Origin of the sequence: Streptomyces sp. NPDC096105 (assembly GCF_044763335.1) — a bacterium.
Classification (GTDB): Bacteria; Actinomycetota; Actinomycetes; order Streptomycetales; family Streptomycetaceae; genus Streptomyces.
This window is the reverse complement of sequence record NZ_JBIWGC010000006.1, coordinates 318,063-332,680: the sequence shown is the minus strand read 5'-3', so window position 1 is coordinate 332,680 and position 14,618 is coordinate 318,063. Positions and strand designations below refer to the sequence as shown.

Annotated in this window: 12 protein-coding genes; 11 read left to right on the top strand and 1 reads right to left on the bottom strand. The window is 71.6% G+C overall.

Going from position 1 to position 14,618, the window contains the following annotated elements:
* Positions 1–239 precede the first annotated feature (239 nt).
* From ACIQ8B_RS13385 to ACIQ8B_RS13365, 5 genes are all read left to right on the top strand, one after another.
* Positions 240–824, top strand: coding sequence for a sigma-70 family RNA polymerase sigma factor (locus tag ACIQ8B_RS13385; protein WP_106413982.1), 585 nt, complete (start codon positions 240–242; stop codon positions 822–824).
* 74 nt (positions 825–898) lie between these two features.
* Positions 899–1,666, top strand: a complete 768-nt coding sequence (locus ACIQ8B_RS13380; RefSeq protein ID WP_290007016.1) for a zf-HC2 domain-containing protein — start codon at positions 899–901, stop codon at positions 1,664–1,666.
* Positions 1,667–1,726: 60 nt separating this feature from the next.
* A complete protein-coding gene (locus tag ACIQ8B_RS13375) occupies positions 1,727–4,078 on the top strand; it encodes a HelD family protein (RefSeq protein WP_403546751.1) in 2,352 nt (783 codons plus the stop codon).
* Positions 4,079–4,484: 406 nt separating this feature from the next.
* Complete coding sequence (locus ACIQ8B_RS13370) at positions 4,485–5,894, top strand: NAD-dependent malic enzyme (RefSeq protein WP_290007013.1); 1,410 nt, start codon at positions 4,485–4,487, stop codon at positions 5,892–5,894.
* 395 nt (positions 5,895–6,289) lie between these two features.
* Entirely contained in the window at positions 6,290–6,571 is a 282-nt protein-coding gene (locus tag ACIQ8B_RS13365; RefSeq protein ID WP_003990598.1) for an HU family DNA-binding protein, read from the top strand.
* A 201-nt stretch (positions 6,572–6,772) separates the two neighbouring features.
* Here the strand turns inward: ACIQ8B_RS13365 and murA are convergent, their stop codons facing one another.
* Complete coding sequence (gene murA, locus ACIQ8B_RS13360; protein WP_106413986.1) at positions 6,773–8,119, bottom strand: UDP-N-acetylglucosamine 1-carboxyvinyltransferase; 1,347 nt, start codon at positions 8,117–8,119, stop codon at positions 6,773–6,775.
* Positions 8,120–8,429: 310 nt separating this feature from the next.
* Between murA and ACIQ8B_RS13355 the strand changes: the two genes are divergently transcribed.
* From ACIQ8B_RS13355 to ACIQ8B_RS13330, 6 genes are all read left to right on the top strand, one after another.
* The gene (locus tag ACIQ8B_RS13355; RefSeq protein ID WP_198602545.1) at positions 8,430–9,002 is read left to right on the top strand and encodes a YqgE/AlgH family protein; all 573 of its coding nucleotides are present in this window, start codon (positions 8,430–8,432) and stop codon (positions 9,000–9,002) included.
* A gap of 30 nt (positions 9,003–9,032) precedes the next feature.
* Complete coding sequence (locus ACIQ8B_RS13350) at positions 9,033–9,314, top strand: DUF3039 domain-containing protein (protein ID WP_006134439.1); 282 nt, start codon at positions 9,033–9,035, stop codon at positions 9,312–9,314.
* A gap of 227 nt (positions 9,315–9,541) precedes the next feature.
* Complete coding sequence (locus tag ACIQ8B_RS13345; protein WP_403546750.1) at positions 9,542–10,834, top strand: extracellular solute-binding protein; 1,293 nt, start codon at positions 9,542–9,544, stop codon at positions 10,832–10,834.
* Positions 10,831–11,793: a carbohydrate ABC transporter permease gene (locus tag ACIQ8B_RS13340; RefSeq protein ID WP_290006995.1), complete on the top strand. Its 963-nt coding sequence runs from the start codon at positions 10,831–10,833 to the stop codon at positions 11,791–11,793. The genes ACIQ8B_RS13345 and ACIQ8B_RS13340 overlap by 4 nt, the downstream gene beginning before the upstream one ends.
* Positions 11,794–11,822: 29 nt before the next feature.
* Positions 11,823–12,668 (top strand): carbohydrate ABC transporter permease, encoded by an 846-nt coding sequence (locus ACIQ8B_RS13335; protein ID WP_106416390.1) that lies wholly within the window; start codon positions 11,823–11,825, stop codon positions 12,666–12,668.
* Positions 12,669–12,672: 4 nt separating this feature from the next.
* Entirely contained in the window at positions 12,673–14,316 is a 1,644-nt protein-coding gene (locus tag ACIQ8B_RS13330; RefSeq protein ID WP_403546749.1) for a beta-N-acetylhexosaminidase, read from the top strand.
* The last annotated feature ends 302 nt before the right edge of the window (positions 14,317–14,618 follow it).

Here is a 14,618-nt window from a genome sequence, read left to right as displayed (position 1 = left end):
ACGCCGGGCACCGGCCAAGTGACGACCGTCACGCCCCCGTTGGACCCGCGTGGTCGCCCGCCGGCGCCTCCCCGCTCACCGTGTGCCGGAGATGTGGTGAGGAAGCGGGGGGAATGTGCGCGCATGTCCCGGTCGCCGTGACGTCCCCGAGAAAACTGCCGTCTCTCTTTGAACGCCCCACGGCCCCCGTGCGTACCGGTGGGCGAGCGACCGACTGGGGGATCGCCCGGACACCGGAGGTGGGCGTGCGCAAGGATGCGGCCGTGGCCAATGAACGCGGAACGAGGGCCCGACATCGCATGTCCTCACCGCCCTCGGAACCTGACGAGGAGTTGATGCGTGCGCTGTACCGCGAGCACGCGGGACCCCTGTTGGCCTACGTCCTCAGGCTGGTCGCCGGAGACCGGCAGCGCGCCGAGGACGTCGTCCAGGAAACGCTCATCCGTGCCTGGAAGAACGCCGGTCAGCTCAATCGGGCGACCGGTTCGGTACGCCCCTGGCTGGTGACGGTCGCCCGGCGCATCGTCATCGACGGCCACCGCAGCCGGCAGGCCCGGCCGCAGGAGGTCGATCCGTCGCCGCTGGAGGTCATCCCCGCGGAGGACGAGATCGACAAGGCGCTGTGGCTGATGACGCTGTCGGACGCACTCGACGACCTGACCCCGGCGCACCGGGAGGTCCTCGTCGAGACGTACTTCAAGGGGCGTACCGTCAATGAGGCGGCCCAGACACTCGGCATACCGAGCGGCACCGTACGCTCCCGGGTGTTCTACGCCCTGCGGTCGATGAAGCTGGCTCTGGAGGAGCGGGGGGTGACGGCGTGATGAGTGGGTACGGGGGAAACCAGGGATTCGGCACGGGCGGGACGGGTATGTCAGGTGCCATGGAGGGATCACCGGTGCCGAACGAGCACGAGACCGTCGGTGCCTACGCCCTCGGCATCCTCGACGACGCCGAAGCCAGCGCGTTCGAGGCCCATCTGGCGACCTGCGAATGGTGCGCCCAGCAGCTCGACGAACTCGCCGGGATGGAACCGATGCTGGCCGCGCTCGCGGACCTGCCCGACGCCGCCGGATCGCCCGCGATCGGCGAGTCGCTGTCCGCGAAGCCGTCGCCGCGCGTGGTGGAGAGGCTCGTCGACGAGGTGGCCGAGCGCCGGGCGCGCAAGCGCCGCCGCAACTTCTACATGGTGGCCGCGGCCGGCGCGCTGATCGTCAGCGGCCCGTTCGTGGCCGTCGCGGCGAGCGGCGGGGACGGGGGCGGCAGCGGCGGCGGGGGCGGCGCCGGCCGCACCCTCGCGGCCAACCCCGCCAAGGACGCCTTCGACAAGAGCTCCGAGAAGATCACGGCGACCGACCCCGTCACCGGGGTGACCGCCACCGTGGCCCTGGAGGACAAGCTCTGGGGCACCGAGATCGTCACCGAGCTGAAGAACGTCAAGGGCGAACAGAAGTGCTCGCTCATCGCCGTCGGCAAGAACGGCGAGCGCGAGACGGTGAACTCCTGGGCGGTCACCGGCGAGGGCTACGGACTGCCCGACGCCACGACCGACAAGGGCAAGCAGCCGCTGTACGTCCAGGGCGGCGCCGCCTTCGAGCGCAACGAGATCGACCACTTCGAGATCGCGACCTTCGACGGCAAGACGCTCGTGGAGGTCGACGCGTAGCCGCGACAGGCTCCCTTCGCGTACGGTTGACGGCTGCCCAGCACGTCAGAAGGGGGCCCGGTGGCCGCTCAGGCTCAACAGGAAACCGCGGTCGACCCGGTTCACGACTCCGTTCGGGACCGGGAGATCCGTGTGGAACAGGAACACCTGGACCGGGTGTACCGGCGCCTCGAGGAGAAGATCTCCGAGGCCGAGTTCCTCATGCGCGACGCCGCCCGGCGCGGCCAGGTCGGCACGCCCGGCGCCCTCGCCGAACGGGACGCCCAGGTCTTCCGGGCCGGCGTCCACCTCAACCGGCTGCACGGCGAGTACGAGGACTTCGTCTTCGGACGGATCGACCTGCTGACCGGCAAGGACGGCGAGAGGGGCCCCGACGGCGCGTACACCACCGTCGAGCCCGCCGAGGGCGCCGTCCGCCCCGACAACACCGCCGACATCGCCGAGACCCTGCACATCGGCCGCATAGGCGTCCTCGACGAGGACTACGCCCCGCTGGTCATCGACTGGCGGGCGCCCGCCGCGGCCCCCTTCTACCGCTCCACCCCGGTCGACCCCGGCCGGGTCGTGCGGCGCCGGGTGATCCGCTCCCAGGGGCGCCGGGTGCGCAGCGTCGAGGACGACCTGATGCGCCCCGAGCTGACGGCCTCCCTCGACGGCCGCGAGCTGGCCGTGATCGGCGACGGCGCCCTGATGGCCGCGCTCGGCCAGGCCCGTACCCACACGATGCGGGACATCGTGGCGTCCATCCAGGCCGAGCAGGACCTGGTGATCCGCGCCCCCGCCGCCTCCGTGACCTACGTCGAGGGCGGCCCCGGCACCGGCAAGACCGCCGTCGCCCTGCACCGCGCCGCCTACCTGCTCTACCAGAACCGGCGCCGGTACGCGGGCGGCATCCTCATCGTCTCCCCGACCCCGCTGCTGGTCGCCTACACCGAGGGCGTCCTGCCGTCCCTCGGCGAGGAGGGCCAGGTCGCCGTCCGCGCCATCGGCTCCCTCGTGGACGGCGCCGAGGCCACGCTGTACGACTCCCCGGCCGTGGCCCGCGTCAAGGGCTCGTACCGCATGCTCAAGGTGGTGCGGAAGGCCGCGCGCGGCGCCCTGGAGCTGAACGACGCGCCGCAGCGGCTGCGGGTCGTCGCCTTCGGCCGGCGCCTGGAGCTGGAGGCGGAGGAACTGGCGGGCATCCGCCGTACCGCCCTCGGCGGCACCGCCCCGGTCAACCTGCTGCGTCCCCGCGCCCGCAAGCTGCTGCTGGACGCCCTGTGGGAGCGCTCCGGTGCCGGGGCCCGGCACACCGACCCCGAACTCGCCGCCGAGCTGCGCGCCTCCTTCGACGAGGACATCACCTCCGAGGACGACTTCACCGCCTTCCTCGACGCCTGGTGGCCCGAACTGACCCCCGCCGCCGTCCTCGACGCCATGGCCGACGAGCGGCGCCTCGGCCGCTGGGCCCGGCGCGTCCTGAACCCGGGGGAGGTGCGCAGACTGGCGCGCGCCTTCCAGCGGGACGGGCGCTCCGTGCACGACATCGCGCTGCTGGACGAGCTCCAGGCGATCCTGGGCGCCCCCGCCCGGCCCCGCAAGAAGCGCGAGATCGACCCGCTGGACCAGCTCACCGGCCTGGAGGAGCTGATGCCGGTGCGCGAGGAGACCCAGCGCGAGCGGGCCGAGCGGCTCGCCCAGGAGCGCGTCGAGTACGCCCACGTCATCGTCGACGAGGCGCAGGACCTCACCCCGATGCAGTGGCGCATGGTCGGCCGCCGCGGCCGGCACGCCACCTGGACGATCGTCGGCGACCCGGCCCAGTCCTCCTGGTCCGACCCGGACGAGGCCGCCCAGGCCCGTGACGAGGCCCTCGGCGCCCGCCCGCCCGCCTCCCGCCACCGCCCCGCCGGGGGAGGCCCTTCGGGTGCCCCTTCCCGTGGCCGCCGCTTCGAGCTGACCGTGAACTACCGCAACCCGGCCGAGATCGCCGAGCTGGCGGCGAAGGTCCTCGCCCTCGCCATGCCGGGCGCCGAGGCGCCGCGCGCGGTGCGCTCCACGGGCGTCGAGCCGCGCTTCGCCGTGGCCGGGGAGGCGCTGGGCGACACCGTGCGCGCCGAGGCCGCCCGGCTGCTGGAGCGGGTGGACGGCACGGTCGGCGTGGTCGTCGCCATGCGGCGGCGCGAGGAGGCGCGGAGCTGGTTCGACGGGCTCGGCGACCGGGTGGTGGCGCTCGGCAGCCTGGAGGCCAAGGGCCTGGAGTACGACGCGACGGTCGTCGTCTCCCCCGCGGAGATCGCCGACGAGTCCCCGGCCGGCCTGCGGGTGCTGTACGTCGCCCTGACGCGCGCCACGCAGCAGCTCACCGTGGTGTCCGCGGAGCGCGACCAGCCGGACGCCGACGGGGTCCCCGACCTGCTGCGGGACTGAGCGGACGGTCCCGCGGCGATCCCGCGGGACCGGTGGGGCCGGGGATGCGGGAAATATCCCCGGGCGCGGGAATGGCCCCGCGCGATCCGTTTGTTAGCCTGGATGTGGCACCGGCCCGATCCAAGCCCCCGGGCCCAACCTTAGTCGCTTCGAGCGACCACTTGCCGCGAGGCGAGCATGGCGGGTCGGTGTCATGAACGTGTGAGAGGCCCACGTCACGAGATGTGACGTGGGCCTCTTTCGACCCTTCCATGCTTCTCGTATCGTGGAATAGGTTTTCCGACTGATGGCACGGCGCGGTGAACAAAACGTTCGCAATCCGAGGCGGCTACCACGTACCCAGCGGTAGGTGCGACGATCGGACGGCACGATTCGCGACACGGTTGAAAAGCAGAGGAAGTCGGCCATGGCAACGGCGCCCAGCGTCTCCTACTCGATGACCATCCGGCTGGAGGTGCCCGCGGGAGGAACTGCGGTGTCCCAGCTCACCGGGGCCGTCGAGTCCCACGGAGGCTTGGTGACCGGCCTCGACGTGACGGCGTCGGGCCACGAGAGGCTCCGGATCGACGTCACGATCGCGGCCGCGTCCACCGCCCACGCCGACGAGATCGTCGAGCAGCTCCGCGCCATCGAGGGCGTCACCCTCGGCAAGGTCTCCGACCGCACGTTCCTGATGCACCTCGGCGGCAAGATCGAGATGGCGTCGAAGCACCCCATCCGCACCCGTGACGACCTGTCCATGGTCTACACGCCCGGTGTGGCCCGGGTCTGCATGGCGATCGCCGAGAACCCCGAGGACGCCCGCCGCCTCACCATCAAGCGCAACTCCGTTGCGGTCGTGACGGACGGCTCCGCCGTGCTGGGCCTGGGCAACATCGGCCCGAAGGCCGCGCTGCCGGTGATGGAGGGCAAGGCCGCCCTGTTCAAGCGGTTCGCCGGCATCGACGCCTGGCCGCTGTGCCTGGACACCCAGGACACCGACGCGATCGTGGAGATCGTCAAGGCGATCGCCCCCGGCTTCGCCGGCATCAACCTCGAGGACATCTCCGCGCCCCGCTGCTTCGAGATCGAGGCCCGGCTGCGCGAGGCCCTCGACATCCCCGTCTTCCACGACGACCAGCACGGCACCGCGATCGTGGTGCTCGCCGCCCTGACCAACGCCCTGCGGGTCACCGGCAAGTCCATCGAGAGCATCCGGGTCGTCATGTCCGGCGCCGGCGCGGCCGGCACCGCCATCCTCAAGCTGCTGCTCGCCGCCGGCGTGAAGAACGCCGTGGTGGCCGACATCCACGGCGTGGTGCACGCCGGCCGCGAGGACCTGGTCGGCGCCGCCCCCGGCTCCGCCCTGTGCTGGATCGCCGACCACACCAACCCGGAGAACCTCACCGGCACGCTGAAGGAGGCCGTGCACGGCGCGGACGTCTTCATCGGCGTCTCCGCCCCCAACGTGCTCGGCGCCGAGGACGTCTCCGCGATGGCCGAGGGCGCGATCGTGTTCGCGCTCGCGAACCCCGACCCCGAGGTGGACCCGGCGATCGCCCGTCAGACGGCGGCCGTCGTGGCCACCGGCCGCTCCGACTTCCCCAACCAGATCAACAACGTGCTGGTGTTCCCGGGCGTCTTCCGCGGCCTGCTGGACGCCCAGTCCCGCACCGTCAACACCGAGATGATGCTGGCCGCGGCCCAGGCCCTGGCCGACGTGGTCACCGAGGACGAGCTGAACCCGAACTACATCATCCCCAGCGTCTTCAACGAGAAGGTCGCGGGCGCGGTGGCCGACGCCGTCCGGGACGCCGCGAAGGCCGCCGGCGCGTGACACCCGCGACGGTCCGGGCGTTGTGAGGATCACCACGGGCGGTTTGAACCGGCGCGTCGCGGAACCCGTACTCCCGGCCGCCCCCTAGGGTGGCGGCCGGACCCGGGCTCCGGCCGCCTGCTGTCCGCTGCCGGAAGCGGACGGAGCGTCACCGTGCGGAGGCCGTGACGCTCTTCGTGTGACTCCCTCGGGTGTTCTCACGACTCCTGCGGGTGCCGGATTGGCATTACCGCCGCAGGTAGAGGCAGGATGCGTCCCTGGGCGCGAGGGTCCGACGAAGGACCCGGGTCCGGGGACTCACCGAGGAACCTGGCAGCATCGGCTTTCGCCGTGCCCGACATGCGGCTCCGCCGCGTGGCACGCCTCAACGGCAAGAAGAACACGGGAGTAACAACATGAACCGCAGTGAGCTGGTGGCCGCGCTGGCCGACCGCGCCGAGGTGACCCGCAAGGACGCCGACGCCGTGCTGGCCGCGTTCGCCGACGTCGTCGGCGACATCGTCTCCAAGGGCGACGAGAAGGTCACCATCCCCGGCTTCCTGACCTTCGAGCGCACCCACCGCGCTGCGCGCACCGCGCGCAACCCGCAGACCGGTGAGCCGATCCAGATCCCCGCCGGGTACAGCGTGAAGGTCTCGGCGGGCTCGAAGCTCAAGGAAGCGGCCAAGGGCAAGTAAGGCGCCCGCGCGCCCGCGCGCTGCGACGCCGTCCGGCTGAGCGGTCCTGAGCGGGCGCGGGTCCGTCGTGGCTCGTCGCGCCCGCGCGGTGGCAGCCGCGCGGCAGGTGCGGCCCGCGCCCCTTCGAGGGGCGCCGCAGTGAACGCCGATGGGGCGGTCACCCTTTCCGGGTGACCGCCCCATCGGCGTTCGTGGCCGTGGTCAGCCGAGGGCCTTGCCCGGCAGTTCCACCTTGGCGCCGAGCGCGGAGAGCTTCTCCATGAAGTTCTCGTAGCCGCGGTTGATCAGGCCGATGCCGTGGACGCGGGACGTGCCCTGGGCGGCGAGGGCCGCGATCAGGTACGAGAAGCCGCCGCGCAGGTCGGGGATGACGAGGTCCGCGCCCTGGAGCTTCGTCGGGCCCGAGACGACCGCCGAGTGCAGGAAGTTGCGCTGGCCGAAGCGGCAGTCGGAACCGCCCAGGCACTCGCGGTAGAGCTGGATGTGGGCGCCCATCTGGTTCAGCGCGGACGTGAAGCCCAGACGGGACTCGTAGACCGTCTCGTGGATGATGGACAGGCCCGTGGCCTGCGTCAGCGCCACCACCAGCGGCTGCTGCCAGTCGGTCTGGAAGCCGGGGTGCACGTCCGTCTCCAGCGCGATGGACTTCAACTGCCCGCCGGGGTGCCAGAAACGGATGCCCTCGTCGTCGATCTCGAAGGCGCCGCCGACCTTCCGGTAGGTGTTGAGGAACGTCATCATCGAGCGCTGCTGGGCGCCGTGGACGTAGATGTCGCCCTCGGTGGCGAGCGCCGCGGACGCCCAGGAGGCGGCCTCCAGGCGGTCCGGCAGGGCGCGGTGGGTGTAGCCGCCGAGCCGGTCCACACCGGTGATGCGGATCGTCCGGTCGGTGTCCATCGCGATGATGGCGCCCATCTTCTGCAGGACGCAGATCAGGTCCTCGATCTCCGGCTCCACCGCCGCGTTGGACAGCTCGGTGACGCCCTCCGCGAGGACCGCCGTGAGCAGCACCTGCTCGGTGGCGCCGACGGACGGGTACGGCAGCCGGATCTTGGTGCCGCGCAGCCGCTGCGGGGCCTCCAGGTACTGGCCGTCCGCCCGCTTCTCGATCGTCGCGCCGAACTGCCGCAGCACGTCGAAGTGGAAGTCGATGGGGCGTCCGCCGATGTCGCAGCCGCCGAGGCCCGGGATGAACGCGTGCCCGAGCCGGTGCAGCAACGGCCCGCAGAACAGGATCGGGATCCGCGAGGAACCGGCGTGGGCATCGATGTCAGCGACGTTGGCGCTCTCCACGTACGTGGGGTCGAGCACCAGCTCGCCGGGTTCCTCGCCCGGACGGACCGTCACGCCGTGCAGCTGCAGCAGACCCCGGACGACCCGGACGTCACGGATGTCCGGAACGTTGCGCAGTCGGCTCGGTGCGCTGCCCAGCAGCGCGGCGACCATGGCCTTCGGTACGAGGTTCTTCGCACCGCGGACCCGGATCTCGCCCTCCAGCGGGGTTCCGCCGTGGACAAGCAGTACGTCGTCGACGTCGTTGACGGTCATGGATCTCGCGTTCCGTGGAGTGGGGCAGGGGCCAGAAGGGAAAGGGTAGTCGCCCTCCGCCCCCCTTCCGCATGCCTGAGGAGGCCCCGGGGACGTCATGGGTCTGTCACAACACGAACCGTTCGACGGCGGACACGCGGGGTCACCGGGAACCGTCGCGCGCCGGGCGCGCCCCCGGCCCGCCCGTCCGCACCTCCTCGCCCCGGCCGGACGACGCCCGACCAGGAAGGTCTCGCGCGCGGCGGCCGTGTTCACTCCGTCACCCGGATTGCCTCCCCGCGCGACGGGAAGATGCGGGATCATGTCTGGCATGACCGAGGTGTCCTCGCTCACAGGGCGGCTGCTCGTGGCCACTCCCGCTCTGGCGGACCCGAATTTCGACCGTGCGGTGGTGCTCCTCCTCGACCACGACGAGGAGGGCTCCCTCGGTGTCGTCCTCAACCGGCCGACCCCGGTGGACGTGGGCGACATCCTGGAGGGCTGGGCGGACCTGGCCGGCGAACCCGGCGTGGTGTTCCAGGGCGGCCCGGTGTCGCTGGACTCCGCCCTCGGCGTGGCCGTCGTCCCGGGCGGGGCGGCGGGGGAGGACCCGCCGCTGGGCTGGCGCCGGGTGCACGGCGCGATCGGCCTGGTCGACCTGGAGGCCCCGCCGGAGCTGCTCGCCTCCGTCCTCGGCTCGCTGCGGATCTTCGCCGGGTACGCGGGCTGGGGCCCCGGCCAGCTGGAGGACGAGCTGGCCGACGGCGCCTGGTACGTGGTCGAGTCGGAGCCGGGTGACGTGTCCTGTCCGTCGCCCGAGCGGCTCTGGCGCGAGGTGCTGCGCCGGCAGCGCAGCGAACTGGCGATGGTCGCCACGTATCCGGACGACCCTTCGCTCAACTGAGCCGGGCGGCCTTCAGTACCCTTGGCGGTTATGAGCACTCTTGAGCCCGAGCGCGGGACTGGTACGGGGACCCTCGTCGAGCCGACGCCGCAGACCTCCCACGGCGACGGTGACCACGAGCGCTTCGCCCACTACGTCCAGAAGGACAAGATCATGGCGAGCGCCCTCGACGGCACTCCCGTCGTGGCGCTGTGCGGCAAGGTGTGGGTGCCCGGCCGCGACCCGAAGAAGTACCCGGTGTGCCCCATGTGCAAGGAGATCTACGAGTCCATGGGTGACGGCGGCGACGACAAGGGCAAGGGCGACAAGTAGTCCCCCTCCCCCGCTGACGCCGGTCCGAGTCCTCCCAGGCCCCCGGGGTGCGCTTTGCGTGCCCGCGGGGGCCTTTGTGCTGCTTGCCCGTTGCGCAGGGCGCGTCGGCCGGTCACAGAGTGGTGGAGACCCCTTGTGGCGTGGCTCACCCAGTCCTTAGCCTCCGGTGTGTTGTGCACAGCGAAACCGCTATTGCGTATGCTGCAACGCGCTCGGAGGAACACTCCATGAAGCTGTCCGTTCGCATGGTCGCCGTCGCGGCCGTCCTCGCCACCGCCGCCTGCGCCCCCCAGACCTCGGGCACGTCCTCCTCCGACAAGGACGAGAAGACCGGCACCCTGCGCGTCTGGCTCTTCCAGGAGGTCAACAACGAACCCAAGGAACAGGTCGTCGACTCTGTCCTCGCCGCGTTCGAGAAGGAGCACGAGGGCGCCGAGGTCACCGTCGAGTACATCCCCGTCGAGACCCGTGCCCAGCGCATCAAGGCCGCCTTCAACGACCCCGCGTCCGCCCCCGACCTCATCGAGTACGGCAACACCGACACCGCCGGCTATGTGAAGGACGGCGGACTCGCCGACGTCACCGAGGACTTCGGCGCCTGGGACGAGGCCAAGGACACCGACCCCACCGCCCGCCAGTCCGTCACCGTCGGCGGAAAGGTCTACGGCGTCCCCTACTTCGTCGGCGTCCGCGCGCTCTACTACCGCACCGACGTCTTCGAGGAACTCGGCCTGGACGTCCCGAGGACCCAGGCCGAGCTGATCTCCACCGCCAAGGAGATCCGCGCCGCCCGCCCCGACCTGTACGGCCTCGCCGTCGGCGGCGCCTACACCTACGGCGCGATGCCCTTCCTCTGGGCCCACGGCGGCGAACTGGCCACCGGCAAGGGAGGGTCGTACGCCTCCGCCGTCGACAGCGCCGCCGCGCGCAAGGGCATCGAGGCGTACACCTCGCTGTTCGGCGACGACAACTGCCCGGCCGCCAAGTGCGCCGGGATGACCGGCAACGACACCATCACCGCCTTCGCCGCGGGCAAGGCGGCCATGGCGATCGGCGGCGACTTCAGCCACGCCGCCGTGGAGGCCGGCGAGGTCAAGGGCGAGTACGCCGTCGTCCCGCTGCCGGGCGTGGAGGCCGGGTCGATCGCGCCCGCGTTCGCGGGCGGCAACAACCTGGGCGTGCTGAAGTCCACCACGCACCGCACCCTCGCCGTCGACCTGATGAAGCGGCTCGCGTCCAAGGAGGCGCAGGGCGAGCTGTTCGACGCGATGGGCTTCCTGCCGACCTTCTCCGACGTCCGGCAGCAGGTGGCCGCGAAGGAGGCCTTCGTGAAGCCGTTCGTCGCGACGCTGGCCGCCGGCACCAAGTTCGTGCCGGCGTCGCCGGCGTGGGCGCAGATCGACGCGGGACAGGTGCTGCCGACGATGTTCCAGGAGATCGTGTCCGGCAAGAAGGACGTGGCGACCGCGTCCGCCGACGCGGCGAAGAAGATGAACGACGCGTTCGGGTCGGCCGGATGACCGTGTCCACGGGCCCGGGGGTTCTGGAGCGTCGGCGGGCTCCGGTGCGCGGGGGCTCCCCGCGCAGTTCCCCGCGCCCCCGAGCGGGGCGTCCGGGCACCCCCTGGCTGTATCTCGCCCCGGCTCTCGTGGTCCTCGGCGGGCTGCTCGCCTACCCGATCTACCAGCTCGGGCTCATCTCGGTCTTCCACTACACCCAGGCGCAGGTCAGCGGCGGGGAGCCGACCACCTTCGAGGGGTTCGGGAACTACGCCGAGCTGTTCGGGGACGCGCAGTTCTGGGAGGTGCTGCTGGCCACCGTGCTGTTCGCGGCGGCCTGCGTCGTCTCCACGCTGGCCGTGGGGTGCGCGCTCGCCGTGCTGCTCACGCGGGTGCGGGCGGTGCCGCGGCTGGCGCTGATGCTGGCCGCGCTGGGCGCCTGGGCCACTCCGGCGATCACCGGGTCCACGGTGTGGCTGTTCCTCTTCGACGCCGACTTCGGCCCGGTCAACCGGGTGCTGGGGCTCGGCGACCACTCCTGGACGTACGGGCGGTTCAGCGCGTTCTTCCTGGTGCTGCTCGAAGTGGTGTGGTGCTCCTTCCCGTTCGTGATGGTCACCGTCTACGCCGGCATCCGCGCGGTGCCCGCCGAGGTGCTGGAGGCGGCCGCGCTGGACGGGGCCTCCTCGTGGCGGATCTGGCGGTCGGTGCTCGCGCCGATGCTCCGCCCGATCCTGGTCGTCGTCACCATCCAGTCGGTCATCTGGGACTTCAAGGTCTTCACGCAGATCTACGTCATGACGGGCGGCGGGGGCATCGCGGGACAGAACCTGGTGCTCAACGTCTACGCCTACCAGAAGGCGTTCGCGTCCTCGCAGTACAGCCTGGGCGCCGCGATCGGCGTGGTGATGCTGCTGATCCTGCTCGCCGTGACGCTGGTGTACCTGCGGCTGCTGCGCCGCCAGGGGGAGGAACTGTGAGCCTCGTGAGCCGGGACGGGGAACCCCGGGTGAATCTTCCGCGCCGGTTCGCCCGGCGCCCGGGCCGGACGGCGGCCGAGGCGGCCGCCCTGGTGATCGCCGCCGTGGTGGCCCTCCCGCTGTACTGGATGGTGCTCAGCGCCTTCAAGCCGGCCGGGGAGATCGAGTCGAGCGAGCCGCGGCCGTGGACGCTCGCGCCGACGCTGGACTCGTTCCGGCGGGTGTTCGGGCAGCAGGATTTCGGCCGTTACTTCCTCAACAGCGTCGTCGTCGCGGTCGCCGTGGTGATCGCTTCCGCGCTCATCGCGTTTCTCGCCGCGACCGCCGTGACGCGATTCCGGTTCCGTTTGCGGACCACCCTGCTGATCATGTTCCTGGTGGCCCAGATGGTGCCCGTGGAGGCGCTGACGATCCCCCTGTTCTTCGTGATGCGGGATCTCGGTCAGCTGAACACGCTGTGGTCGCTGATCCTGCCGCACATCGCCTTCTCGCTGCCCTTCGCGATCTGGATGCTCAGGGGATTCGTGAAGGGCGTTCCGGAGGCGCTGGAGGAGGCCGCGTACATCGACGGCGCGAGCCGTGCGCGCTTCCTCTGGCAGATCCTTTTCCCGCTCGTCCTGCCGGGCCTCGTGGCCACCAGTGTGTTCTCGTTCATCTCCGCCTGGAACGACTTCCTGTTCGCCAAGTCGTTCATCATCAGCGACATCTCCCAGTCGACCCTGCCGATGGCGCTGCTGGTGTTCTACAAACCCGACGACCCCGACTGGGGCGGGGTCATGGCGGCGTCCACCGTGATGACGATTCCGGTGCTGGTCTTCTTCGTACTCGTACAGCGGCGTCTGGTTTCCGGACTGGGCGGCGCGGTAAAGGACTGACGTGATGCCGACTTCACTGATTCCGGCCCCCCGGGGCGTCGTCGCCGGCGACGGGGAGACGCGCCTGACGGAGCGTTCCGGGCTGTACGCCGGCGCCGGGACGGAGGGCGTGGGGCGGTGGCTCGGGGCCGTGCTGCGGGCCGCCACCGGACTGCCCTGGCGCGAGGCGAGGGAGCCCACGGAGGCCGGCGACGGCATCCGTCTCGCCCTCGCCCCGGACCTCGGCCCCGAGGCGTACCGGCTCGTCAGCGACCGTACGGGCGTCCTCGTCGAGGGCGGTGACGCGGCCGGCGTCCTGCACGGCGCGCAGACGCTGCGGCAGCTCCTCGGCCCCGACGCGTTCCGCAGGGCGCCCGTGCGCCGCGGCCGGGCGTGGACGGTGCCGCACGCGACCGTCGAGGACGCGCCCCGTTTCCGCTGGCGCGGGCTGATGCTCGACGTGGCACGCCACTTCATGCCCAAGGAAGGAGTCCTCCGTTATCTCGACCTGATGTCCGCGCACAAACTCAACGTCCTCCACCTGCACCTGACGGACGACCAGGGCTGGCGCGTCGAGATCAAGCGGTATCCGCGGCTCACCGAGATCGGATCCTGGCGCGCCCGCACGAAAATCGGCCACCGCGCCTCGCCGCTCTGGGACGACCGGCCGCACGGCGGCCACTACACCCAGGACGACCTCCGCGAGATCGTCGCCCACGCCGCCGAACGGCATATCAGCGTCGTTCCCGAGATCGACGTCCCCGGGCACTCGCAGGCCGCCATCGCCGCGTATCCGGAACTCGGGAACTCCGACGTCGTCGACACCTCCTCGCTGACCGTCTGGGACACCTGGGGCATCAATCCGAACGTCCTCAGCCCCACCGAGGACACCCTGCGCTTCTACGAAGGGGTGCTGGAGGAAGTCCTGGAGCTGTTTCCCGCCGACGCCGGGCCGTTCTCGTCGTTCGTGCACATCGGCGGCGACGAATGCGTCAAGGACCAGTGGCGGGCGTCGAGGACCGCGCAGCGGCAGATCGCGTCGCTCGGGCTCGCGGACGAGGAGGCTCTGCAGTCCTGGTTCATCGGCCACTTCGACGGCTGGCTGGCCGAACGCGGGCGGCGCCTCATCGGCTGGGACGAGATCCTCCAGGGCGGTCTCGCGCCGGGCGCCGCGGTGTCGTCCTGGCGCGGCTGTGCGGGCGGGGTCGCCGCGGCCCGCGCCGGGCACGACGTGGTGATGTGCCCCGAGCAGCAGGTGTACCTGGACCACCGCCAGGACGCGGGCCCCGACGAGCCGGTGCCGATCGGGTACGTGCGCACCCTGGAGGACGTCTACCGCTTCGAACCGGTCCCGGCGGAGCTGACGCCCGAGGAGCGGGCGCGGGTGCTGGGCACGCAGGCCAACGTGTGGACCGAGGTGATGGAGGACCAGGGGCGCGTGGACTACCAGACGTTCCCCCGGCTCGTCGCGCTGTGCGAGGTCGCCTGGAGCGAGCTCCCGGCCCCCGCCGACCGGGACTTCGCCGGCTTCGAGCGGCGGATGACCGAGCACTACCGGCGCCTCGACGCCCTCGGCGTCGCCTACCGCCCGCCCGCCGGCCCCCGCCCGTGGCAGCGCCGCCCGGGCGTCCTCGGCCGCCCGCTCGACGGGCCGCCGCCCGTCGTGTAGGCACGCTTCCGAGTCGTCCCCCGCGGTGCTCCTGTGCCCCGGGGGACGACCCGTGCCCCGCGCGTTCGCTGCGGGCCGAACAGGCCGAACAGGTCGGGCCATGACGGAGCAAGAGCTTCCGAAGCCTGTGATTCCGCGGCGCCGCGGCGATTCGGGGAAGGAATCGGCCGGGACCGTGCCCAGCCGGGCGAATGCCTCCTAGCGGACCCCCGTCTTCGGCGCCTGCCAAGATGTGCCAGAGTTGCCACGTCCGCCCTGTCAGCACGTACCGTACGGCGCACGGGCGGGACCAGGTGGGGCAG

What these genes read in the sequence shown, in the direction of transcription:
- murA (WP_106413986.1), bottom strand. Translation starts at nt 8,119, where the DNA reads ATGACCGTCAACGACGTCGACGACGTACTGCTTGTCCACGGCGGAACC.
- ACIQ8B_RS13340 (WP_290006995.1), top strand. Translation starts at nt 10,831, where the DNA reads ATGACCGTGTCCACGGGCCCGGGGGTTCTGGAGCGTCGGCGGGCTCCG.
- ACIQ8B_RS13365 (WP_003990598.1), top strand. Translation starts at nt 6,290, where the DNA reads ATGAACCGCAGTGAGCTGGTGGCCGCGCTGGCCGACCGCGCCGAGGTG.
- ACIQ8B_RS13330 (WP_403546749.1), top strand. Translation starts at nt 12,673, where the DNA reads ATGCCGACTTCACTGATTCCGGCCCCCCGGGGCGTCGTCGCCGGCGAC.
- ACIQ8B_RS13370 (WP_290007013.1), top strand. Translation starts at nt 4,485, where the DNA reads ATGGCAACGGCGCCCAGCGTCTCCTACTCGATGACCATCCGGCTGGAG.
- ACIQ8B_RS13355 (WP_198602545.1), top strand. Translation starts at nt 8,430, where the DNA reads ATGACCGAGGTGTCCTCGCTCACAGGGCGGCTGCTCGTGGCCACTCCC.
- ACIQ8B_RS13350 (WP_006134439.1), top strand. Translation starts at nt 9,033, where the DNA reads ATGAGCACTCTTGAGCCCGAGCGCGGGACTGGTACGGGGACCCTCGTC.
- ACIQ8B_RS13345 (WP_403546750.1), top strand. Translation starts at nt 9,542, where the DNA reads ATGAAGCTGTCCGTTCGCATGGTCGCCGTCGCGGCCGTCCTCGCCACC.